Raw genomic sequence first — 22,460 nt, 5'->3', positions numbered from 1 at the left:
CTAGTAGCTAAGTGTCATTGCGGGAAACTCGGTGAAGATCTGATCGGCTAGCTCTATGAGCGGGGCGCTTAGCACAGGAGCAAACAGCCCAATCACCGCGACAACGACCAGAAGCTTCACGGTGAGCGGCAAGCTTTCATCCTGGATCTGCGTCGCCGCCTGGAGGATGCCGATGACGAGGCCGACAACCACTGATGCAATGAGCGGCGGTAGAATCCAGATCATGAAAACCACCAGTGATTGGCTCATAAGAGTAATGATGCTGGATTCAGTGATGATCAGCCTCCCGGTAACGTATAACTCAGCACAAGCCCATGCATCAATTTTGACCAACCATCAATGGCAACAAACAAGAAGATCTTGAACGGAACAGATATAACAGTTGGTGAGACCATCGACATACCCATTGCCATCAAGATAGTTGTCACTATCAGATCTATAACAATAAAAGGCAGATAAAGTAGAAATCCTATCTCAAATCCGCGCTTCAATTCTGATAGCAAGAAAGATGGTACAAGTATTGCAAAGTCATCAGGCGTGGCTGCAGCGTGCATTTCCTCTGGCCAGACCTTTTCTGTCGAAGATAGGAAAAATCGCCGCTGCTCTTCATTTGTGAATTTCTTGAGATGCTCGCGCAAGGGCTCACTTCCGGCTTTAGCGGCGCTTACCCAGTCGTCGAATGTCTGATAGTGGAGCTTGGGATCCGACATGCGGTCATAGGTCTGCTCAGCAACGGGCGCACTAACGAACATAGTGAGGATCATCGCCGCGGCGTACAGCACCACATTGGGTGGTATGGTCTGGGTCCCGAGCGCATTGCGGACGAGGAAAAGAACAATTGATACCTTTACAAAGGCCGTTGTCGTGGCAACTGCTAAAACCAGCAGACCGAGTCCGGCGGTAACCGCAAGAAGCGCCAGGATTGTCGGCTGAGCTTCACTCATTGCATGCAAACCCGCCACGGAGCCTGATGCCCAGCTCTTCTCCGATGCGGACAATGTCGCCACGCCCGATACGCTGACCATTGGCCACTATGTCGACCGGGCCGTCGATCGGCCATCCAAGTTCAAAAATATGCCCTTCGCCGGCACTTCTTAATTCCCCAAGAGAAATAGGCCAGCGGCCGCATTCAAAGACAAGCACGATCTCGACATCGTCGAGATCCTTAGTAAGCTCCAGTTGCGATCCGGGTTGTGTCATATGCGCACTCTCCAAAGGACACGGTCGCGGGCGGAAAGGCCCCCGCAAGATTAATTCATCGCCGTCAAGATCCGCCTCGGCGCACAACTGGCCGACAGCTAGGGTGATCTGGCCGCGGCCGAACGGCGCAATATCGGGCAACAATGCATCACCGACACATGCGCTTCGAAGAAGCGCCGCAGGAAGGCGAAGCGTGCCGACCTCTCCTGCAACAATGAGCGGGAGCTCTGGAGGCAGCCCGCCCAGCTGCCGCGGCAACTGGGCAAGCAGTTCGCCTAGCGCGCGAAACGCAGGCGGTACTAAGCCGTCAAGTGGCGTGAACAGGAATAGACGGCCCTTGCCCTTGACCGCGCCGAAAATGATGTCGAGTTCAAGATGAGGAGCCAGCATCGTGGCTTCGCATACCCGCACGAGTTGCACGTTCAGACGCGTCGTCTCCTCCAGTCGAGTGACAAGCGGCTCCAGAGCGAGTTCGAGAATTAGCGAAGCAGTTGGCTCGGAAGGGAAGGCCAAGCCGTTCTGCACTGTCGTGATGAACTCCTCTACGAGCGGGCGCGACAGTGACAAGATGACCGTTTCGGCTCCCACTCTCCAGACGCAGTCAAGCATCGGAATGGCAGCAGGTTCCTGCTGCCAGACAAGCCCTGCCGTTCGCACCGATAGCGGCACCTCGTTGATCCGGCTTTGAAACGGCGTGCGCGGCGCTGCTGTATCATTGAGCCACGAGACAACCGTGTGGGACAGTTTCAGAACTGGTTCGAACATGGCGGGTGTGACCGCAGCGCCTATCAAAGACTGCACGGTCGTGTCATTCGGACGACCTCTTGCGACCGTCGGATCCGGTTGCGCGGCATTTAGGCAAGCGACCCCCTCGCATATTTCAGCAGTATCTCATCGTCGGCCTCGATCTCGGCTGCGGCCTCCGAATGAGTCTCGACGGCGCGCCGCACGTCGTCCTCGATTTGTTGCCATTTGTCCCTTGCCGCCGAACATATGACCCATAGCTCCCTCGTCCTGGACGCCGCCATCTCAGCCTCCTCTTGAGCGATTTGGGTATCATCAAGCATCTGCCGTCTGGAATTGATCTCAGCGGCAAGTTGTTCAGTGTGAAGGCGGTGACGGTCGAGCGCTGCGCTAGACAAGTTGTCGAGTGACATCAGATGCTGATAGAGCGCTGCTTCTTTTCTTGAACAATGTTGCTGTATCATTGCAAGCTCCCTAGAGGCATTTTGTACGGCTGAGGCGGCCACATCGCGCTGGGCTTCCTTCTTGGACAGCTCGCCAAGGGCACGACGCTCTTGCATTTCCTTCAGAAGCCGTATACTCGAAGACTGAATCCAGTTTACGCGGTCAGACGCGACATCCATGCGACCGTCTCCTCGAAATCTGACGCGTCATCTTCGCTCTGGCGCAGAAACTCCCTCAGTTCGTCGATTGACGCGACAGCCCGGTCAGTCAGGGGATCTCCACCTGGCTTGTATTCGCCAACATTGATCAAGAACTCGGTCTCGGCATAGCGCGACAGGAGCTCGCGGAAAATGGATGCTGCCTTGCGATGTGTCCCCGAAACGACTGCATCCATGACGCGGCTGCGACTCTGCAGCACATCAATAGCGGGGAAATGCGATCGCGCCGCAATAGCGCGTGAGAGGATGACATGGCCATCGAGAATACCACGCGATTCCTCGGCGATTGGATCACCCGTGCCATCACCCTCTACAAGCACCGTATAGAAGGCCGTGATTGAGCCCCGCTCACCCATGCCGGCGCGCTCGAGCAGGCCTGGCAGCATGCCAAAAACGGAAGGAGGAAAGCCCCGTCGCGTCGGCGGCTCACCCGCAGCAAGGCCTATTTCGCGCATAGCGCGGCAGAAGCGCGTCAGCGAATCCAGCATGAGAGCAACGCGTAGGCCTTGATCGCGGAAATATTCCGCGAGCGCAGTCGCCATTGGAGCGCATTGCGCACGCTCTACCGCCGAGCGGTCGGATGTTTCAACCACGACGACCGTACGGAGAAGGCCCTCTTCACCAAGATTCCTTTCGATGAATTCACGAACTTCCCGTCCACGTTCGCCTATGAGCGCCACTATGACGACGTCAGCGGCGGCACCCTTTACGATCTGTGACAACAGCGTCGACTTGCCACCACCTGGCTCGCCATAAATCCCGATCCGCTGGCCCTCGCCGCACGTCAGCAGACCATCGAGGACACGGACCCCAAGCGGGAATGGCCGCTCAATCATGCGCCTCGTCATCGGATTGGGGGCTCTGCCATGCAGGGGCCGAGTTTCGACGGTCTTGATTTCGCCTTTGCCGTCCAATGGGCGGCAACGACTGTCGATCACGCGACCGAGCAAATCGCCGCCGACGGGCACCTCACGCATTCGGCCAGTGGCCACGACCTCTGCGCGGCTGGATAGGCCCACCAAGTCCCCGATCGGTGTCAGCAATACACCATCACCCGACAGGCCGATCACCTCGGCCTCGAGCGACAGCCCGGTTCGCGGGTCCTCTAGGAGGCAAAGTTCCCCAATACGAGTGTCTGGCAAGACGGCATGAACCAGTGTGCCGATAGCCCGCGTGATCCGACCGCGCACCGCACGCGTGTCAATTCGCTTGGCCGCAGCCCTCAAAGACGAGATTGCTGGAACGAGAGCTCGAGTGTGGGCGTCAGCGTTATGTTCTGGGACGGGCTTTCTCATAGCTCGCCTTTCTCACAGAGCGTCCCGAAACCAAGGCGCAGCGCGCGCATCTGGGCGTCAAGTCCAAGGTCAACATTGCCGTACTCGCTCCACAGCACGCAGCGTTGCGGCGACAATGTCGGGTCGGGCTCGATCCGCACCCTTGGTCGACCATCCTGGCCGTCGCATCGAGCAAACTCTCGTGCAAGCATGTCGACTTGCATGGGAGAAACATGAAGGCAAACGTCGGCGCCGCTGTATTGACACTCTATGGCGTGACGAACAGCCCTCACCAATAGCTCGCCCGGATCGAAAGCGCCGATAAGATCGCTCAATATTTCCATCACGAGCTGCGGCAATTCCTGCTCCAGAGCCGCCTTTCGTCGCGCGATTTCGGAGATTGTCTCCGCAATCAACCCTGCCATCTCCTCGGTGCCTGCATTCGAGCCCTCCATGTGGCCGCGCGCCCACGCCCGCTGGTAAACCGCGCGTGCCCAGTTTCGAACGCGCTGCCGATGCCGTTCTGCCGCGGCAAGGGCTTGCGCGGCGCTGTGCCAGGTTTCGAGCTCGCTCGCGGGTATCAGTGGTCCGACTGGACGCATCTGCGGCGCTATTGGCCCCTCGGAAAGTTCGACTGTCATTTCACCGGGGTCTCTGTCTCAAAATGAGCTACTACAAGTGAAAGCAATTGGCCGGCGGCGGTCCAATGCTCATGTGCTGGAGTCTCCGCGGCAGTCCCCTCGGGCAATCGAAGAAGCACGCGGTTACGCTCGGTCGCTGAACTGTCCTGGAGCCAAGCTCCAAGACATGCGTGTCCATCGTATTCGATTTGCTGAGCGAGTTTTTCTGGGTCCGAGATCAGTCTTTTGTCAACAGCATGCAGCAGGTGTCGGATTCCGAATGCGTGTGCATCCACGCCGATGCGTTTAACAAGGATGGCAAGCTCAGGCTGAGAGACAAACGCGACCAGCGAACGGGCATGCCAGATACTACCAGCAAGAAGGGTCGCTCGATATGGATCATGCCCGCGTAGAAGGTCCGGCCTGCAGCCGATGTGGTTCAGATCCACGTCATCGTTGCCCAGCAATTCTGCCAGCCTTGGATGCAGTCTGGAACACTTCTGCAACTTCACTAACGTTTCGGCCGATAACGCTGGATCAAGACGCGCCGCAAGACGGGTTGGATGGGCCGAAGCCGCAAGCTCGCTCGCGCCCGGAAAGTGCGGACCATCAGGTCGGGCGGTCTGTATAGGCATTGGCAATGAGATGTCACCCACGTCCAATTGCAGGCATTCTTTTGCGAATGGCCTCGACAGCAGAAGCATCCCGGCGCCCCTCGACCTTGGAAACGCCGGTTGATTGCTTGCGCCGACGCGTAACAACGCCGATCAAGAGATAACAGGCCACGGCGAATACGGCTGCGGCAAAACCTGTTACGGTCGCCAGAAGTGGCGCAGGAAGAGGTAGTGATGCTTGTGGCAAAACAGCAGTCGGATCGGGCCGTTGCTCGTGTGCGGAACGTTCTACCGGCACCAAAACCACTTCCACCTTATCGTAGGACAGGCCTTCGATGCTGTCGGCTACAAGCATCTTTATCTTTGGCAGCAGAGCCGCGACATTTGTTTTTGCGTCGTGCCTGATAAACACCGAGGCCGAGGATGGCGTGGCACCGGCTCGCACAAGGTCGTTATGCGGCAGCACGACGTGAACACGTACAGAAAAAACGCCATCGATATCGCTGATCGTCCGCGACAACTCTTCGCTCAGGGCATACACGTAACGGGCACGCTCTTCGGTCGGCGAGGCAATCAGGCCTGATCCTTGGAATATCTCACCGAGGTTCTTGAAGGATTGGCGCGGCAGCCCCTTGGCGTTCAGAAGGTTGATTGAGAAGGCGAGCAGCTTTTCGTCAACCTGGATCGTGCTGGTTCCATCCTTGGCGACCACCCGGATCGCGGCGACCCCGTTGTCTTCAAGAAGTGCGAGCATTTCATTTGCCTCACGCTCTTGCAATTGCGTGTAGAGGTCGGCTTTGCAAGCAGTGAGGGCGACGAGAACTGGCAGCATGACAAGTCTAACCGACCGCCACCCTGACAGGCCACGCATGATTTCGCCCTCGGCCAAGCCAATCATGCGCGCGGTTCAGCCTTCCTTCAAAAGTTTATTCACGGATGATGTGACGCCGCTGACGCCTTTGGAGATAAGCGCCACCTGGGTGACGCCGTTGTAAACATCCCGAAGACCAGCCATCATCGTTTCGAAGTCTTGCCCTTGTTGGGGAATGCCCGAGATTCCGGTTCCCGCCTCACCTGGAACGGGAAGCTTCTGCGCCGGTCCCGGTAGAGCGCCCTTCGAAAGGGCTATGTCATGGTCGAGCGCGGGGAAGGAAACAGTGTTGTGTGGATATAGGGAGGAAATCGTCTGCAACACGCGATCGCCCATGCCGCTCGTCGGCGCAGCCGCGCGCTGAACATCCATCGCCGCAGCAACTGGCGCCGCACTCGCTGGCCCCGCGGCGGCATCGTTTTTCAGCGAGTCGGCTGCATGCCCTAAGGCGCGCTCAAACTGGGCCTGCTCGACAATCGACGGTGATCCGACCCTGGGGAGGCCAGCCGTTAGAGTGGCAGAGATCGACGTGACAGGCATCATCATGTAAGGACTCGGTTGCTCTCTCTGACCGGGCGAGCCCCGCCCATTCATCACCCGGTGTCGGCGCAACACTCCTAGGGGGGCAAGCTGACAACAAGCTGACTAACGGCGGCGTCATTTCGACAATCTAAAATCTCTTCGGCAATTTAGTCACTTGTGATGATTTCAGCGTTTGGTTTATCAGTGCGACATGCCGAGAACGCTTATCCAACCCGTCACCCTGCATGTTTTGAGACTTCTTTGTGCCGGGTTTTTTCTGTCCACCGGGATTCACCCGGCGCATGCAGTCCCGCTGTCCCTTCCGGCGACACCCTATAGATACACGGTTCTGGATCAGGAGCTCGCTGCAGCGTTGCAGGAATTCGGCAACAACCTGAATATCAGGGTCAACATCAGTCCTGCGGTGAAGGGGCGAATTCGCGGACGTATGCCTGATTTGCCACCGCGCGCGTTCCTCGACCGCTTGACGAACCTTTACGGTCTACAATGGTACTATGACGGCCTTGTGCTCTATGTGTCTGCTGCACAAGAATCGCAAACTCGAATGCTTTTGATGACGTCGATTCGCTTCGATGCGTTCAAGGGGGCTCTCGACAAGCTTGATATCTCCGACGAGCGCTATGTGGTCAAACCCGTGCCAGGCAATGGCCTCGTCTTCGTTTCCGGTCCACCGCGCTTCGTCGCACTCGTGGAGCAGACCTTTAACGGCTTGGTGGCGCAGGCGCAGGCGCAGACTCACATAGCGGCAACGCCAAAGGAATCAGTGCTGATCTTGTTTCGCGGCTCCTCCACTACGGTCGTTCGCGACGGACGACCGGATGCTTCTTATTCTTCTGACATCCCACAACAGGATAGCGTTGGCGGGAAGCCTGAGCTGGGCAAGAAATGAACATTGAGGATTTCCCGCAGCTCTGAAGAACATGACTGCGGCTACCCCTTTGTGAACTCTTCGCAAACTCGTCAGTTTCTCGAAAGCTAATCCGCTCATGATGAGTCCCGGCAGCTCTCGCGGTGACTCCGGCCATTGTGTTGGACCGAACCTTGGAGCCGGCCCGGAACACAGCAATTGAAGGCAGGGCAGGCGCATTCGTGACCTGCCGACGCTTGGAATTGTCGAATTTTGTGAAACGCAAGGGATCTTCTGTCGGGGTCTCTTGTGGGGATTTCAACGTCACGTCTGAGGATGCATAATGTCGGCCAGTAATCTTTCAACTTTCTACCGCTCAAATTCGCTACAGTCCGCAAGGGGTTGGCCGGGCCTGAAAGTTTCCCATTTTGCGACCCAGCATCAGCAAAGTGCATCGTGCTTCGAAGCGATGCTGTCCACTTGTGTGCTGGCAGACAAGCCCGGCTCTTTCGCGCAAGGGGATCTGCCAGCGTCGAATCTTGATTCGACAATGGATAAATTGCGGCAGGACCCTTTGGGCCATCTGGCACCGGATGTCTTGACATTGAATGGCTTGGAGCAACACCCACTGGATCTGCTGCCGCCAAATATGAGGGCGGCTCTCAAGGAGGACCAATCGCAACGCTCCAAGGCGACTGAAGCCCAACATCTGCTCGGCGTCACTCCGAAGATCGAGCCGGCTCCCAGGCCGAGCCCCGGAATCACGTGGAACGGTGGGTCGCTGACCACGGCTGAGTTGCAGATTGTTGCGGTACTCAACCGTCACAAGGACCAATGCCCGCTTACTTGGAAGTCGTTGACCGACAAAGCCAATGATCCCTCTACGCCACCGGATCTGAAAGCGGCGATCCAGGGACTGCAGCAGGATTCGGGACTTTTTTATGCGATTGGCTCGCAGGGCGACGGCCGCTGTGGAGGCAAGATCAACGCCAAGGACTTGGCCGGATTTTCAAACCACCACCCACAAGTTGCTGCATTTCAGGAAGCCCAAGCGCGAAGCTACGAGCAGAACTACATACCATCCGACGGCAGCGGAGGTTTGCAGCCTTCGGTCATGACCTTGAGCGATGCCTTGCGGGAGTTTTACCGGTACTCCGAAAATCTGTCCAAGGACCTGAGTCTGGATGAGTTCAAGAAAATGGTCGGCGGCGAATCGAAAAACGGCAAATTTCCGCCCCAGGTCATTGCGGCGGCGCAATATTTCCTCGATCACCCCGATGCTTGGAACCAGTTGTGCGGTGGCTCGAAAGGGAAGATGCACAAAGAGGATTTCCTGCAAGTCGCCTCATCGTCGATGAGCCTCACGCAAACTGAGCTGAATACGGTCGAGATGATCAAGGACCATCAGGACACGTTCTTTGGAAGCGGTGTTCTGACTCGCGACAAACTGGCGAAAATGAAAGACGACAAGAGCCTTGATCCGAAAGTGCGGGAAGCAGCCTCTCAGCTCCTTTCAGATCCTCTTTTGTTTGGCCTCCTGAACAATTCGATCACGGGCTATAAGACCCATCATAAATTCTTCGACTTTGGCGGCGGGCATACGGTTGATTCCGGCAATATCAGCAAAAAAGACTTTGCCCATTTTTGCACAAACATGTCGTCTGCGAACCGCAACGTTCAGCAGCCAATCACCCACGGCGCCCAAACCGCAGAAGAGCAGAATGCCGTCGCGGACATGAAGATGGGCCTGATGGACCAGCCTGACATTAAGTCAGCCAAAAAGAACGGCGGGGCCGTCATGCACGTCGTCGACTCCGTGCTCAAAATCGAGACGAAAGTGCTCGACTTGGCGGCAACGGCGGTGGGACTGCTCAGCTTCATTCCGGGCCTCGGACAAGTAGCCGATCTTGCCTCGATGGTTCTCGAGGCTGAGTCGCAAGCAGCCAATCTCCTGCGTACGGCCATTAACGGAGGCGATATGAAGCGAGCGCTGGAGGAAGCTGGCCTCAATATGGCCGCGCAGGCGATCGGCCTTATCGCAGGCCCCGAGGTCAAGCTGGCCATTCGAAATGGGCTCGTAAAGCACCTGATGGAAGAGGCCTTGGCGGCAGGCATTGATCTTTCGGTCTCGACGGCGCAGGACTACGCAGAAGGCTATGTGAATAACCTCAAAGCGCGCCTTGCAGGCGGCCCTGAGCAAAGCCTAGGCCTTCCGAGCATGCCATCATTCCAGAGTGTGGCAAGCAATGTGCCCTTCGTCGGCATTGCCTTATCCTAGCCGTCGCCTTGCGCGGAAGCTTTGGCTCGCGCGCTGACATAAGGGTCATTGTGGCACAAGCAGGGGTTCATCCGCATCAACGCAAGCGGTGTTCCTGACGCCATCTGGATCGGACTGTGAGGGGGATGTCCGAAGTCTGTGAAGACTTCGGTATATGACGACTTCAGAGTTACGCTGAGCCCAGCCATCTCGAGCCGGTGCGCCGGGTCGAGGTTTTCACGGGCGCCGGCCGGTAGCGGGAATGGTCTCCGGAAGGCACGGCGCGGATGGTGGCGGAGCGGCGCAGCCGAAGGAACGGCTGTCGCGCGCCCAGGGCGGCCTCCCGAACAGCAGACGATGATCTCCTGCCTTGGGCCTATATCCTCGTGCCACGCTCAAGGCAGTCGGCTGAAAACAGCGCTGATTTAAAACAGCATTATCCTGCACTGCACCCTCGATCCTTGCGCTCACCGATCGCTCGTCGACACGCACGCGGTCAAGTCGTTATCGGCGCTATGCCGATGGGCTTCGAGAGCAAGGTGGACGCTGAGCGGTGCGTCAGCCTCAGGGCGCGGCTGGCCAGCTTTGGGTCTCACGCTCTATGACGGCAACACCCGGCTGATCCACTTGGCCTGTTCGCGGGCTCCCGGCAGCGGCGCGGAAGCCACGGTCCGCCTTCCTCGGCTTCAGGCCAAAGATACCGCAGCATGCTCCAGAGCTATGTCTGCCGCCTTCGCCCCATCGTCGCTGGTCATGTGGAAAGGACAAGCAGGCTACGCACCCTATAATCCCGTCGGGCAGGATTCGACAGTCGACGGCGAGACATTCGCCAAACCTCCCCCTTGATTCTCAGCAACGTTAAAAAAAATTCACATAATGTTCGTGAGTGTAGTCTCCTGTCAGGTGGTACATTAGCCCCAATATCTGGCGTCTTAGTCGTAGAAAGGACTGTGATCTATCTTCCATTAGCATCCATACCAGCGGATTTACAGCAAATGACGAGAGAGGTCTCATGCGGATTGATGGGGATAGAAGGGCTAGCGGCTTGCTGCATCCCGTCCGGGTTGATGCTAACCAATGTTGACACTGGTAAATCGCCTAAGGACGGCAGCGCATCTTGATCGCCTTCGAATCCTGGGCCTTTGCGCGCATGCGGATCTAACCGTCGGCGAGCTGGCCGATATTACCGGTCTGCCTCGCGAGCAGGTTCGACGCCACGTTCGGCGGCTGGTCAGAGCCAACTTTCTTTGCTGCAACGAACAACGTCCGCAGTCTTCGTACCATATGCAAGCAGGAGGCAAGGATGGCGAGCTGGCTCAATTGGTGGTCGATCTCCTGCCCCACGATGATGGCCATCATAAAAGAGACCTACAACGCCTGGAAGCAATACAAGACGCGCGGTTGAAGGGACCGCCTGCTTGATCGTGAAATAGATCAGTCCAAATGGAGCGCGACTACCATGGATAACTCCGCCGGCGGCGCCATCGCGCAGCCCGACACTTACGGGCGGCCTCACTTAGCCGCCGTCGACTCCCGCGTTCACGAACTGCTTCTAAGACAGGAGCGTCAGGAGCGGACAACTCTCAAACTGATCGCCTCCGAGAACTTTGCCTCCTCGGCGGTGTTGGAAGCGACCGGGTCGATTTTCACCAACAAGTATGCCGAGGGATACCCCGGTGCGCGCTACTACGCCGGAAACGAGATCGTCGATGAGCTTGAGACCCTCGCGATCGAGCGCCTGAAAGCGCTATTTGGCAGTGAACATGCCAACGTCCAGCCTTATTCAGGCTCGCCAGCCAACCAGGCTGTCTATCGCGCGCTTTTGAGCCCCCGTGACAAAGTCATGGGCTTGCCTTTACCCGAAGGCGGCCATCTGACTCACGGTTGGTCCGTCAATTTTTCCGGCAGCGATTATCAGCGCGTCCCGTACAGGCTGCACGAAAAGACACAGCAAATTGACTATGACCACTTGCGCGAGACCGCCAAGCGGGAACGCCCGAAGCTAATTTGGGTCGGCGGAACTGCTTATCCGCGTATTTTTGACTACGCGGCAATGGCCGAAATTGCTTCGGAGGTGAACTCGTATCTGGTGGCTGACATCGCCCACATCTGCGGCCTGGTTGTCGCAGGAGTGCATCCGAACCCCGTGTCCCATTGCGATGTGGTCACCAGCACCTCTCACAAGTCGATCCGCGGTCCCCGGGGTGGCTTCATTTTATCAAGGAATGAAGACCGTTATCAGCCCCTCCATCATCCGAAGAGCAAACACAATCTGGCCAAACGTATAGACCGCGCCGTGTTCCCTCTTCTGCAAGGCGGACCGCATATGAATACTATCGCCGCGCTTGCCGTCGCTTTGCAGGAAGCAGCGAACTCGTCCTTTCGTGTCTACGGTCAGCAGATCGTCCACAACGCCAAGGCTCTGGCCCAGGCACTTCTGGAGCGAGGTTATGAACTCGTCACCGGGGGCACTGACAATCACATGCTGATCCTTGATCTTCGGGACCGGTCGCTGTCAGGCAAAGCCTATGCGGAGCGCTTATCGCGTGCAGGCATCATTGCGAATTTCAATATGGTCCCGGGCGACCGGCGGCATCCGGCGCTGACAAGCGGCATCCGCTTAGGGACACCAGCGGTGACGTCCATGGGCATGCGCGAAACGGAGATGGTGCAGATCGCCGCTTTCATCGACTCGGTCTGCCGCCAGCCCGATGACCAGGAAGTTCATGCGAGCGTACGAAGAGACGTTGCCGACTTCTGCACTGCGTTCGATGTTCCCGGCATCCCCGACCGATAAGCCACCCCAATCCAGAAACTCCTCACTAACTCCAGCACTTGAAGCGAGGGCATTTTTATGACCAGGCAGTTCGTGTTCTCTTCCGAATCCGTCGGCGCGGGACACCCCGATAAGATGGCAGACAACATCTCCGATGCCATTCTCGATGCGGTCCTGCGCACCGATCCGAAGGCGCGCGTCGCCTGTGAAGTGTTGGTGAAGACGGGGATGGTCGTTGTGGCTGGCGAGATCACCAGCCATGCCCACATCGATTACAGCCAAGTCGCCCGCGATACGATACTCGATATTGGCTACGACGATGATGCGATTGGCTTTGATGGTCGACGTTGCGCCGTCGTTCTGGCCCTCACCGAGCAGTCGCCCGACATAAGCCAGGGCGTTGATGAAGGACGAGGGCAGGATCTCGGGCAAGGGGCAGGGGATCAGGGCATCATGTTTGGATTCGCATGCAACGAGACGGATACATTGATGCCCCTGCCGATCCAACTCGCTCACCATTTGACGAAAAGACAGGCCGAGGTCCGGAAAGCGGGACAGCTTGGCTGGCTGCGTCCGGACGTGAAATCTCAAGTGTCGGTACGCTACGAAGGGCTCCGCCCGGTGGCGCTGGATACCATAGTCCTGTCAACGCAGCATGACGAAGCGGTCTCACAAGCCACGGTCCGCGAAGGCGTCATTGAGGAGATCATAAAACCGGTCCTGCCGGCCCACCTGGATACTTCGGGGATCAGATTTCTGGTCAACCCAACAGGGCGGTTCGTGGTCGGTGGGCCTGCCGGCGACTGCGGCCTCACAGGACGGAAGATCATCGTCGATTCCTACGGTGGGACCGGGCGTCACGGCGGCGGTGCCTTTTCGGGCAAGGACCCATCCAAGGTTGACCGCTCGGCGGCCTATGCCGCCCGGTATGTCGCGAAGAACATCGTTGCCAGCGGCCTTGCGGAGGTCTGCGAGGTTCAGCTTGCCTACGCGATCGGCGTGGCCAGTCCGGTTTCTGTCATGGTCAATACCTTCGGAACCGCAAGGATCGAGGAAAAAAGGATCGAGCGCCTTGTTCTCGAGGTTTTCAATCTCCGACCGAAAGGCATCATCAAGATGCTTGATCTCTTACGGCCGATATACCGCAAGACGGCGACATACGGACACTTCGGGCGTGAAGAGCCTGAGTTCACTTGGGAGAAGACGGACAAAGCTGACGATTTGCTGCGTGAAGCCGGACCGGCAGCTGCGTGAGGGCGGCTGGATCAAGCGCATGCGGCAACCCATTTCAACTCGCGAGACCACGCCCGGCCGGCGTGGCAAGAAGCCGGCTCGGGTTTTGGCGGAGATTTTGATGCCGGATTATGACGTGCTTTGCATCGGCAATGCCATTGTCGACATCATCGCCCAGTGCGACGAGGAATTCCTCGAGACCAACGGCATCATCAAGGGCGCGATGAACCTCATCGACACACAACGCGCCGAACTGCTCTACAGCCGCATGGGCCCGGCGATCGAAGCGTCCGGCGGCAGCGCCGGCAACACGGCGGCCGGCGTCGCCAGCTTTGGCGGCCGCGCGGCCTTCTTCGGCAAGGTCTCCAACGATGCGCTGGGCGAAATCTACGCCCACGACATCCATGCGCAGGGCGTCGCCTTCGGCACCACGCCGCTCAAGGGTGAGCCGCCGACGGCGCGCTCGATGATCTTCGTCACGCCCGACGGCGAGCGCTCGATGAACACCTATCTCGGCGCCTGCGTCGAGCTTGGCCCTGAGGATGTCGAAGCCGACAAGGCGTCCGGCGCCAAGGTCACCTATTTCGAAGGCTATCTGTGGGACCCGCCGCGCGCCAAGGAGGCAATCCGCCAGACGGCGAAGCTGGCGCACGCGGCAGGCCGAGAAGTGTCGATGACGCTGTCGGATTCGTTCTGCGTCGACCGCTACCGCGACGAATTCCTCGACCTGGTGCGCTCGGGCACGGTCGACATCGTCTTTGCCAACAGCCACGAGATCAAGTCGCTCTACCAGACATCGTCGTTCGACGAGGCGCTGGCCCAGATCCGCAAGGATTGCCGGATCGCCGCCGTCACCCGCTCGGAAAAAGGCTCGGTGATCGTGCGCGGCGACGAGACCGTGGTGATCAAGGCGACCGCCATCAAGGAACTGGTCGACACGACGGGCGCCGGCGATCTCTATGCCGCCGGCTTCCTGCATGGCTACACGCAAGGCCGCGACCTGCAGACTTGCGGCGACCTTGGCTCACTGGCAGCCGGATTGGTGATCCAGCAGATCGGCCCCAGGCCCCGTCAGAATTTGCGCCGCGAGGCTGAGCAGGCGGGGCTGACCATTCCGGACGTTCAAACGAGTTAGTGGCCTACCTTCCCGTTGTGCAGGCTATCTCGCCAGAAGCGCAATCACGGAATAGGGAAATCCTGATGTCGAACATGATGAAGGCGCTTGTGAAGGCCAAGGCCGAACCGGGCATCTGGATGGAAGAGGTGCCGGTGCCGGAAATCGGCCCCAACGACGTGCTGATCAAGATCAAGAAGACGGCGATCTGCGGCACCGACGTGCACATCTACAATTGGGACCAGTGGGCGCAGAAGACGGTGCCGGTGCCGATGGTGACGGGCCATGAATTCGTCGGCACCGTTGCCGATTTCGGCGCAGCGGTCACCGAATACAAGGTCGGCCAGCGTGTATCGGGCGAAGGCCACATCGTCTGCGGCCATTGCCGCAACTGTCGCGCCGGGCGAGGGCATCTGTGCCGCAACACGCTCGGCGTCGGCGTCAACCGTCCAGGCGCCTTCGGCGAGTATCTGGCGATCCCGCAGCACAATGTCGTGCCGATCCCCGACGATGTGCCCGATGAGATTGCCGCGATCTTCGATCCCTTGGGCAATGCCGTCCACACCGCATTGTCCTTCGATCTGGTCGGCGAGGACGTGCTGGTGACTGGCGCCGGGCCGATCGGCATCATGGGCGCGCTCGTCGCCCAATGCGTCGGCGCGCGCAAAGTGGTCATCACTGACATCAACCCGGTGCGGCTGGCGCTAGCCAAGAAACTCGGCGTCCAGCATGTCGTCGACGCCTCGAAGGAGAAGCTGCGCGACGTCATGCCGGTGCTCGGCATGACCGAGGGGTTCGACGTCGGCCTCGAAATGTCAGGCGCCGCCCCCGCTTTCCGCGACATGATCGACACCATGAACAATGGCGGCAAGATCGCCATTCTGGGCATCGCGCCGACCGGCTTCGAGATCGACTGGAACAAGGTCATCTTCAAGATGCTGCATCTCAAAGGCATCTACGGCCGCGAGATGTTCGAAACCTGGTACAAGATGATCGCGCTTGTGCAGGGTCCGCTGGATGTCTCCGGCCTGATCACCCACCGCATCGGCATCGACGATTTTCAGATCGGTTTCGATGCGATGAAGAGCGGCAGTTCCGGCAAGGTGGTGATGGACTGGTAGGGATTGCCTTGGCCGCTATTCAGGAAAAGCTGACGACAGCACCTCTGGTCCGCCGGACATTTTCCAACTAGGGGAACATGGCTGGGTGGAGAGCTATGGCTCCGCTACGTGCGCTCGCTAATCATATACGGCGACGTATCGCGGCCCACCCGGTGACGGTCGATGGGGCAATTCGCTTCAGTCGATGACGGAAACCCGGTGAACCGATGCTGAGGCCCCGACGCGATCGTCTATTTCCTATGATCTGCGATTGAGGTCGAGGTGTTGCCGCTTTCAGCGGGTAAGATGCGATAGACGACTTCCGGTACCCTTCCGGTCAGCGAAAAGGAAGGCAACGAGCCGCATTGCCTCAAGCAAAATGTTACCAATAGTGTCCTGTTCCAAAGGGGATGGACAGGTCGTGCCATTCCGGTTCGGGGGAAGGATGGCGCGGCTCAGCATGGCGACACGGTGAAGCGGCGATCGTGGAGCTTTATTGCGGCGTTGACAAGCGGCGCATTCTGGATGAGTTCGAGGCGGTAACCGGCTATTATTCGCAAGCGCGCGATCCGTCTTATGAACCGTCGTGAGCAGAGGCCGTCTGCGGGCAAGAGCCGCAGCCGCTGTTACGGCAGCGATGTCCGCGACGCGCTCATCGTGTTGTGGGAGGATTCGGAGCGGCTGGGTCCGCATCGACGCTCGCGGCGGCCAGCGCCGCCGGGCAGGAATGAGTTCGCAGTTCGCCGCTCGGTGCCAGCCCGCACCTTCGGCGATTGGAAAGATCCGCCGCCCGGCTTTGTTGAGCGCATTCGGGCACGTCTTCGTCAGGGAGCTTCGTGCAGACGATGGTGCTGACCGGATTGCCGCCGGCTGGACCGATTGCATTCCGCTCCGCACGCGCGACAGCGGCAATGTGATCATGGCGATCAAGCAGGCCCGCTCCCGGTTTCGCTGACCCTGTGCTGCTGTTTGCCGGCATCCGCCCGCACAGGAAGAGCTTGTAAAAGTGCGGAAATCGAGGAGCCGTTGGTCGTCGATCTTCAGCCTGAACGCGGTCGTTTGCTGGTGCCGCAAATCGGCTGTTGCATGTACATCCCTGTCAGACGTCAGTTTTCCTCGCCTATTTTGGTGTCGAGCGCGAAGTGCTCCAACCAGATTGCAAGGCTTTTTGGAAATGAGAGCGGCTTTGCGCAGGGCGCTCCGTTGTTGAGCATTCAAGCTACCAAGCCAATGACGCGCAGGTTCCACCAGGCTCGCCAGCCTTGAAGGACAGCGAAAAAAGCAGAGCACGACAGACACAACAGTGCATCAGGACGCCGCAGTCGTTGAAGATGGTGCGCTGCATCCATACCGTGGATGCATTCGATCCAAATAATCGATTTGTTCAATCAGTTTCTCGAAAGCTAACCCTACCCTCTGTGGGAATCGGGCTCTGAGCCGCGACGCTGCCTTGCGAGCGCAGGGGCTGCACGTAGGAGAGATGATGCAACGAGAAATCGCACGCGGGTTGCTGGCCTCGTGGGTTCGCCGACCGGCGTATTTGAGCCCGTCAGTTGGTCCTCACCCGCGCCTATTGCCACCGAGCGACTTGCATGTCCCTCCGACTCGGACCAGTTCCGAGAGCTGCGACGAGTTGCGCGCCGTGTGCTCCGATCAGATGGCCGCCGGTGACGCGTTCGATGGGCCGTCCCTCTTCGAGAGGAGATGAAATGCGAACGCTGCTCGTGGATCATCATGCGGATCTTGCGCGCGCCATGCGACTTGCGCTCGGGGATGGCGGCTTCGTCGTTGATGTCGTTGGTACTCTGGAACTGGCTTCGAGTGCATTTTCTTGCGCCAGCTATGAAATTCTCCTGCTGGAATTGGCTCTGCCAGATGGCGATGGCTTGGGTTGGCTGAGGCAGTTGAGGACCCACGGGCATTCAGTTCCTGCCGTCATTATGAGCAGCCTTAACGATCTCGATAAGCGAATTGCGATCTTCAACGGTGGTGCGGACGACTTTCTGCTCAAACCCATCTCTACCGATGAGCTTATTGCCAGAATGAGAGCCATTCTGCGCCGGGCGACACAGATGACCGACCTGAGGCTCGTATTTGGCAATCTCGACTTTGATCCGGTCGCCCGCCAGGTTTTCGTTGATGGGCACCCAATGATGATCGCACGTCGCGAACTCTGTGTTCTAGAGCACCTGCTTAACCGGGCAGGCCGCATCGTGCCCCGTGCGCAATTGGAAGATCACCTCTATTCATTCAACGACGACGTGTCTGCCAACGCGCTTGAAGTCGGAATTTATCGTTTACGGGGACATCTGACCAGATCAGGTGCAACGCCACGGATCAAGACCATCCGAGGCATTGGTTACATCCTAGAATTGACTGACGCCTCGTCCGCATAGTTTGTCGAATCGAAAGAAGATCTATTTTGCTGATCCTTCAACATCCTTGCGCTGCGCTCAATTGGCGGGCGATCGCCAACAAGGTTACAAGACCTGCAGTGCCCCGTTACCTGGGCCATCTCCTCTGCGCGCTTATTGTGACTTTCCCACTTGGTGTCGCGGCGCAAAACAAGCAGGACAAAGGCCCGCCGCATGCGGCTTCGAATAGCATCAACGCCACGCTGACCCTTTCCTCTTCGCTCGGGGAGACCGTTCATCTGCCCGGGCCAGCCACGACCATCTTTGTTGCTGACCCCACGATCGCGGATTTTCAGGCGCCATCGAGCAAAACAATCTTCGTCTTTGGCAAGAAATCGGGGCGGACCAGCCTATTCGCCTTGGATGGCAATGGCGAGCCTCTCGCCGAATTGCGTATCGTTGTCACGCAACCGATCGGGGATTTACGCGCCATGTTGCGGGAGCAGGTCGGCGACTATCCCATCCGCGTCAACTATACGCCGCGCGGCGCAATCCTTAGCGGGACGGCGCCCGACGCAGAGGTCGCCGACACCGCAAAAAGAGTCACTGAGCAATATCTGGGCGACGGAGCGCAAGTCGTCAACAACATCAAGGTCGCTGGATCCCTGCAAGTTAACCTCAGCGTGCGCGTAGCCGAAGTCTCACGCAGCGCCATGAAGTCACTCGGCGTCAACTTGTCCGCCTTCGGTCAAATCGGCAATTTCAAAGTGGGCGTTCTAAGCGGAAGCGCTGCAAGCGCTGGGTCTGGTTCAACCCAGGGTGGCGGTACAGCAGAAATCGGATTCGACAACGGTGCCGTCAACGTCAGCGCGGTTCTCGACGCGCTCGCCAAGGAGCATATAGCTTCCGTCCTGGCTGAGCCGAACCTCACCGCTATGTCGGGTGAAAAGGCCAGCTTTCTCGCGGGCGGCGAATTTCCCATTCCTGTCCTGCAGGAAAACAGGCAGGTATCGGTTGAATTCCGTCACTTCGGCGTCAGTCTGGAATTTGTGCCGACAGTTCTCAGCAACAATCAAATCAACATTCACGTAACGCCCGAAGTCAGTGAACTGTCGACGCAAGGTGCCGTGCAAATCAACGGAATTTCCGTGCCGGCAGTTTCCACGCGCCGAGCCGATACGGTCGTCGAACTCGCCAGCGGCCAGAGCTTCGCAATCGGCGGTCTAATCAGGCGGAACGTCAACAATGATGTCAGGGCCTTTCCCTGGCTCGGAGAACTGGCGATCCTGGGACCGCTTTTTCGCTCGACCTCGTTTCAAAAAGAGGAGTCAGAACTGGTCATTCTAGTTACGCCTTACATTGTAAGACCAGGCTCCAACCCAAACCAGATGAGCGCACCGACCGAGCGGGCGGCACCGGCTTTGAACGGAGGGGGCGCTCCGACGAATTCCGTGACAAGTCCCCCGCGAGACCGCGCTGCTATCCGTGCGGGCGCGCCAAGCGCCCAGGGCGGTCTCGGCTTCATCATCGAATAGTGTCATCCAAAGATGTTGCGTTTTATAATCCTCTTTGTCGCTCTGGCACCAAGCGTAAGTGGCTGCACAAGCACTACGCCAGTTGATGTCGAACCATCGGCACCAATGCTTGTCCGAGAGGAGACCACCGTCCTGACGTTGCAAAGCCTGCGCGCTTCCGAACGGCAGCGTTTGCGTGTTTTCCTAGACAAGGCCAGTCGCGGCCGGTTCGATGCCATCCACCTCCTCATCAGCGGTTCGCCCCAGCTCAGCGCAGGGGTAGCCCATCAGGCCAGGCAGTTGGCAATCGAAGAAGACAACATTCAATTGCGCGATCAACACGACGCCGGCTCAGTGCGAATTGAGGCGATTGTCTATCACGCCCGTCCGCCGGTCTGTCCCTCATATGGTGCCTTACCCAATGAAGAATCCTTCAAACAGCCGCTTGGTTGTTCGACAGGACATAACCTGGCCGTGATGGTCAACGATCCGCGCGATCTGCTCGACAATCAGGCCGTCAAGGCCGGCGATGGCGATCGTGCTTCTGTACCAGTTGCAACTTACAGAACATTCGGGACGGATAAAGGTGGCTGATACCGCCCTTATCTCGGCAGCACTCCTACCGGAGATTGAAAGCTTCCAATCGCGTCCTGATCTAAAATAAAAGGAACCGCTGGATGCAATATAGGCGCTATATCGAGGGCCTTAGGGCCGTTGCTGTACTTCCGGTCGTACTCTTTCATTTCGGAATTTCGGCGATCCCGGGTGGCTTTAGCGGGGTCGATATCTTCTTCGTCATCTCCGGCTACCTAACCAGCGGAAGCCTCCTGGATGACCTTGAACGCGGCCAATTTTCCATCGTCAACTTCTACTGGCGCCGTGCCCGGCGCATTCTGCCGGCGCTCGTCTTTGTGATGCTTCTCACCTGCATTGCGGCATTGTTCATTCTTCTGCCACCGGATCTGCGCGGATTCAGTCTTAGCATCATAGCTACCTCGACCTTCTGGTCGAACGTTTTCTTCTGGAAAACGTCAAGTTACTTCTCTATCGATGCCGCGCTTCTACCACTGTTGCACACTTGGCCGCTTTCCGTAGCGGAGCAGTACTACATCTTCGCACCAATCCTGATGTTCCTAATCTATCGCTACATCGGGAAGCGCTGGCTGACGACACTTCTTCCGATAATTCTCTGCAGCTTCGTAGTGGCGGTGATGGCGACATCGCTGGCACCCACCGCCGGATTCTATCTGCTGCCGACCCGAATCTGGGAACTCATGTTGGGCGCCCTGCTCATGCTCAAATGCCCCTCGCCGCTGGGCAACCGACTCCTGATGGAGTCGGTGGGGGTGGCCGGATTTGGCCTTCTCGCCATCGGGTTCTTCGCGATTTCGGCGAGTGATCCGTTCCCAGGCTACAACGCCTTGTATCCATGCATCGGAACGGCCCTTCTGATCTATGTTGGCCAAAATACCCCCTCGACGGTCGCCACCCGCATGCTCGAAGTCAGGCCGCTGGTCTGGATTGGGCTCATCTCGTATTCGTTGTATCTTGTTCACTGGCCTCTCAATGCGTTCGCGCACTATCTTTCGTTCCAAAAACTCGATCCGTTGATGACCGGTGCGATGTTGGTGGCAAGCCTCGCATTGGCTGCATTCTCCTGGAAGTTTGTAGAGCAGCCGTTTCGACAGAAGAGGGCCTTCACCTCCCCGGGGCCTATCTTCGCCTTTTCAGCGCTCGCGATCGTTGTCCTTTGTGCCGGCGGAGCGGCGGGGGCGCTCGGCAACGGCTTTCCGCAACGGTTTCCGGACTATGTCCAGCGGCGCATTTCCGTCGGGGACTGGAGGAATGGCATCTGTTTCAACGAGGGCACCAGCCGGATCGAAAGCTGGAATATGGAGGATTGCACGCGCACCAGCGGTTTTCCAACAACGGTTTTTTTGTGGGGCGACTCCTTCGCCGCGCACTATGTTTCCGGCTTGGGTGCTAACATAAATCGATTGCAGGCGAACATCGTTGAATATACGTACGCCAGCTGCGCGCCGATACTCTATTACTACCCGTACGATCGTCTTGATTGTGTCCGGTTCAATCGCAAGGCCTTGGACGTCATCTTGGAAGCGGACATCAAGACGGTTATCCTCAGCGGTAGATGGAGTGACTATGAGGTCAGAGGTTTCGACGGTCTTCAGCAAACAATCGCTACGCTTCGTGCCCTGGGCGTGCGCGTGTTTGTCATCGGCCAGTCTCCGCAGTTCCCAACTGACGTCCGGAAAATTGCGTTCTTCGCCAAGCGCCAAAATCTGGACGATACGTCCTGGCCGATCGCGATGGACCCCGACGTCAACGAACGTGTGCGCTCATTTACCAAAGGCGCCACATTCATCGATCCGCTGAAATTCCTGTGCAGCGCAGGACGCTGCGCCTATTTCGATAGAGGAGAGTTTTTATATTTCGACTATGGTCATTTCTCTTCAGCCGGCGCCACACTGGCAATCTCGAAATACTGGCCGGCTTTTGGCAAGGACAATGCTCTTCCTAAGACGAAGTAGCGGCTCAGCGGCTGACAAGCACCAGTACGGGTCCCAGTGATAGCTCCTGCTTCCGCAGCAGCCGCGACGATGGAGCTGTTCAGGTTTAAGGCCCCCCGATAGTGACCTAGGTGTGGAGCTTCAACAGGTTGTCCTCGATCAGGGCGAGGCGACTGATAGGCGTTTTTGACTTTAGGCTGCCATGTGGA

At 58.0% G+C, this 22,460-nt stretch carries 20 protein-coding genes and 1 pseudogene; 12 read left to right on the top strand and 9 right to left on the bottom strand.

The window, feature by feature from the left end; translation table 11 throughout:
- The 9 genes from P9236_RS17485 to P9236_RS17445 form a co-directional block, all read right to left on the bottom strand.
- The gene (locus P9236_RS17485; RefSeq protein WP_024505375.1) at nt 1-276 is read right to left on the bottom strand and encodes an EscS/YscS/HrcS family type III secretion system export apparatus protein; all 276 of its coding nucleotides are present in this window, start codon (nt 274-276) and stop codon (nt 1-3) included.
- Nucleotides 277-278: 2 nt separating this feature from the next.
- On the bottom strand, nt 279-944 hold the full coding sequence (sctR, locus tag P9236_RS17480; protein WP_029354851.1) for a type III secretion system export apparatus subunit SctR: 666 nt from the start codon (nt 942-944) through the stop codon (nt 279-281).
- On the bottom strand, nt 937-1,965 hold the full coding sequence (gene sctQ, locus P9236_RS17475; protein WP_095769044.1) for a type III secretion system cytoplasmic ring protein SctQ: 1,029 nt from the start codon (nt 1,963-1,965) through the stop codon (nt 937-939). Before sctQ ends, sctR begins: the two co-directional genes overlap by 8 nt.
- An 89-nt stretch (nt 1,966-2,054) precedes the next feature.
- Nucleotides 2,055-2,567, bottom strand: a complete 513-nt coding sequence (locus tag P9236_RS17470; protein WP_063169269.1) for a hypothetical protein — start codon at nt 2,565-2,567, stop codon at nt 2,055-2,057.
- Nucleotides 2,543-3,901, bottom strand: a complete 1,359-nt coding sequence (gene sctN / locus P9236_RS17465) for a type III secretion system ATPase SctN (protein WP_063169268.1) — start codon at nt 3,899-3,901, stop codon at nt 2,543-2,545. Before sctN ends, P9236_RS17470 begins: the two co-directional genes overlap by 25 nt.
- Entirely contained in the window at nt 3,898-4,521 is a 624-nt protein-coding gene (gene sctL / locus P9236_RS17460) for a type III secretion system stator protein SctL (protein ID WP_024505371.1), read from the bottom strand. The genes sctN and sctL overlap by 4 nt, the downstream gene beginning before the upstream one ends.
- Entirely contained in the window at nt 4,518-5,204 is a 687-nt protein-coding gene (locus P9236_RS17455) for a nodulation protein NolU (protein WP_210326671.1), read from the bottom strand. Before P9236_RS17455 ends, sctL begins: the two co-directional genes overlap by 4 nt.
- A complete protein-coding gene (gene sctJ / locus P9236_RS17450) occupies nt 5,149-6,012 on the bottom strand; it encodes a type III secretion inner membrane ring lipoprotein SctJ (RefSeq protein WP_024505369.1) in 864 nt (287 codons plus the stop codon). Before sctJ ends, P9236_RS17455 begins: the two co-directional genes overlap by 56 nt.
- Nucleotides 6,013-6,021: 9 nt before the next feature.
- The gene (locus P9236_RS17445) at nt 6,022-6,531 is read right to left on the bottom strand and encodes a nodulation protein NolB (RefSeq protein WP_024505368.1); all 510 of its coding nucleotides are present in this window, start codon (nt 6,529-6,531) and stop codon (nt 6,022-6,024) included.
- A gap of 187 nt (nt 6,532-6,718) precedes the next feature.
- Here P9236_RS17445 and P9236_RS17440 point away from each other — a divergent pair, with 187 nt between their 5' ends.
- From P9236_RS17440 to P9236_RS17385, 12 genes and pseudogenes are all read left to right on the top strand, one after another.
- Nucleotides 6,719-7,417 (top strand): secretin N-terminal domain-containing protein, encoded by a 699-nt coding sequence (locus P9236_RS17440; RefSeq protein WP_024505367.1) that lies wholly within the window; start codon nt 6,719-6,721, stop codon nt 7,415-7,417.
- A 301-nt stretch (nt 7,418-7,718) separates the two neighbouring features.
- Nucleotides 7,719-9,653: an HrpF/NolX family T3SS translocon protein gene (locus P9236_RS17435; RefSeq protein WP_024505366.1), complete on the top strand. Its 1,935-nt coding sequence runs from the start codon at nt 7,719-7,721 to the stop codon at nt 9,651-9,653.
- A 1,056-nt stretch (nt 9,654-10,709) separates the two neighbouring features.
- Nucleotides 10,710-11,054 carry a helix-turn-helix domain-containing protein gene (locus tag P9236_RS17430; protein WP_082826567.1) on the top strand — a complete coding sequence of 115 codons (345 nt, stop codon included), beginning with the start codon at nt 10,710-10,712 and terminating at the stop codon, nt 11,052-11,054.
- Nucleotides 11,055-11,091: 37 nt separating this feature from the next.
- Nucleotides 11,092-12,429 (top strand): serine hydroxymethyltransferase, encoded by a 1,338-nt coding sequence (gene glyA / locus P9236_RS17425; RefSeq protein WP_063169266.1) that lies wholly within the window; start codon nt 11,092-11,094, stop codon nt 12,427-12,429.
- A 57-nt stretch (nt 12,430-12,486) separates the two neighbouring features.
- Nucleotides 12,487-13,662: a methionine adenosyltransferase gene (metK, locus tag P9236_RS17420; RefSeq protein ID WP_063169265.1), complete on the top strand. Its 1,176-nt coding sequence runs from the start codon at nt 12,487-12,489 to the stop codon at nt 13,660-13,662.
- A gap of 100 nt (nt 13,663-13,762) precedes the next feature.
- Nucleotides 13,763-14,776, top strand: coding sequence for an adenosine kinase (locus P9236_RS17415; RefSeq protein ID WP_063170366.1), 1,014 nt, complete (start codon nt 13,763-13,765; stop codon nt 14,774-14,776).
- A gap of 65 nt (nt 14,777-14,841) precedes the next feature.
- Complete coding sequence (gene tdh, locus P9236_RS17410) at nt 14,842-15,876, top strand: L-threonine 3-dehydrogenase (protein WP_063169264.1); 1,035 nt, start codon at nt 14,842-14,844, stop codon at nt 15,874-15,876.
- A gap of 714 nt (nt 15,877-16,590) precedes the next feature.
- A pseudogene (locus P9236_RS17405) lies at nt 16,591-16,759 on the top strand (transposase); the annotation flags it as partial.
- Between the two features lie 805 nt (nt 16,760-17,564).
- Nucleotides 17,565-18,251 carry a response regulator transcription factor gene (locus P9236_RS17400; RefSeq protein ID WP_063169262.1) on the top strand — a complete coding sequence of 229 codons (687 nt, stop codon included), beginning with the start codon at nt 17,565-17,567 and terminating at the stop codon, nt 18,249-18,251.
- A gap of 71 nt (nt 18,252-18,322) precedes the next feature.
- Nucleotides 18,323-19,744, top strand: coding sequence for a type II and III secretion system protein family protein (locus tag P9236_RS17395; RefSeq protein ID WP_063170365.1), 1,422 nt, complete (start codon nt 18,323-18,325; stop codon nt 19,742-19,744).
- A gap of 12 nt (nt 19,745-19,756) precedes the next feature.
- The gene (locus P9236_RS17390; protein ID WP_063169261.1) at nt 19,757-20,317 is read left to right on the top strand and encodes a CpaD family pilus assembly lipoprotein; all 561 of its coding nucleotides are present in this window, start codon (nt 19,757-19,759) and stop codon (nt 20,315-20,317) included.
- 83 nt (nt 20,318-20,400) lie between these two features.
- Entirely contained in the window at nt 20,401-22,272 is a 1,872-nt protein-coding gene (locus tag P9236_RS17385; RefSeq protein WP_063169260.1) for an acyltransferase family protein, read from the top strand.
- Nucleotides 22,273-22,460: the final 188 nt, after the last annotated feature.

It is taken from the genome of Mesorhizobium sp. WSM4884, from assembly GCF_029625675.1.
Lineage (GTDB): Bacteria > Pseudomonadota > Alphaproteobacteria > Rhizobiales > Rhizobiaceae > Mesorhizobium.
The sequence above is the reverse complement of the archived record's forward strand: the minus strand, read 5'-3'. Positions and strand labels throughout refer to the sequence as shown.